This is a genomic window from Vibrio sp. 10N.261.54.A5 (assembly GCF_041471145.1).
GTDB classification, from domain to species: domain Bacteria; phylum Pseudomonadota; class Gammaproteobacteria; order Enterobacterales; family Vibrionaceae; genus Vibrio; species Vibrio crassostreae_C.
Genome location: NZ_JBFRNU010000094.1, coordinates 1 through 1,344, shown reverse-complemented (window position 1 = coordinate 1,344; position 1,344 = coordinate 1). Strand labels below are relative to the sequence as shown.

At 45.0% G+C, this 1,344-nt stretch carries 1 protein-coding gene and 1 pseudogene; both read left to right on the top strand.

What is annotated here, in order from left to right:
- Nucleotides 1-245, top strand: a pseudogene (locus AB4329_RS21845) (aspartate-alanine antiporter); the annotation flags it as partial.
- 116 nt (nt 246-361) lie between these two features.
- On the top strand, nt 362-1,344 hold a 983-nt coding region (locus AB4329_RS21840; RefSeq protein ID WP_372139272.1), incomplete at its 3' end, for a bifunctional aspartate transaminase/aspartate 4-decarboxylase.

Sequence of the window (1,344 nt, the reverse complement as noted above, 5' to 3'; positions counted from 1 at the left end):
TCATTCCACAGATTATTTCGTTCTTCTTCTCTTACTTTGTTTTGAGAATCAAAAACCCAATTGAAGCACTTGGTTGTGTGACTGGTGGTCGAAGTGCAAACCCTGCGTTTGCGGCATTGATGGAAAAAACAGGCAATGCAACTCCAGTATTCTCATTCACAGTGACTTACGCAGTAGCCAACGTGCTATTGACCCTTTGGGGACCAATCATCGTCGGCATTATCTCCGTCAACGCTGGTATGTAATTCAGACTATAACGTCAGTCTAAGACGTCAATCCAATTAAAACACTAAGCGATTCCCTGGCCAAACATAGGGAAGGGGATCGACTTGCTAAAATTTATGAAAGTAAGGTATCTATTATGACTACTCAAACTCCAACTATCGATTTTTCAAAATTCGCTGACCTAAGCCCATTCGAGCTAAAAGACAAACTGATTGAAGTGGCGCAAGCTGTGCCAGATCGTGCACTTCTTGATGCAGGTCGTGGTAACCCTAACTTCCTAGCAACGCTACCTCGTAAAGCCTTCATCCGTCTTGGTGAGTTTGCGGTAGCAGAAGCAGAGCGTAACTACGCTTACCTAGGTGGTGATTTCGGTGGTATCCCTGATGGTGTTGGCATCGTTGAGCGTTTCGACACGTTCGCAAGCCAATATGCAACAGACAAAGGCGTTGACTTCCTACGTCGTGCACTAAGCTACGCAAAAGACCGTCTAGGCATCGAAAAACAAGCGTTCCTAAACGAGCTAGTACTGGCTTACCTTGCGTGTAACTACCCAGTGCCACCACGTATGCTAGTGAACATCGAGAAAGTGGTTAAACAATACATCGCAGAAGAGATGTACGGCCCAATGCCAATGACGACTAACTTTGACCTGTTCGCAACAGAAGGCGGCACAGCGTCAATGACGTACACGTTCGCAACCATGTTCAACAATGGTCTATTGAAAAAAGGTGACAAAGTTGCGCTAATCACGCCAATCTTTACCCCTTACCTAGAAATCCCAGAGCTAGCAGAGTATGAGCTGGAAATCGTTGAGCTACGCCTTGATGAGACGACTTGGCAGCTACCAATGTCTGAAATTGAAAAACTTGCAGATACAGACATCAAACTGCTTTGCGTCGTTAACCCTGCTAATCCAGCATCAGTGAAATTCTCTGACGAGACTCTAGAGAACCTAACAAACTTTGTGAATGAGCAACGCAGTGACCTATTCATCATCACTGATGACGTATACGGTACATTTGCCGATGACTTCGTTTCTCTATTTGCAAAACTACCATACAACACACTTTGTGTTTACTCGTTCTCTAAGTACTTTGGCGCAACAGGCTGGCGTTTAGG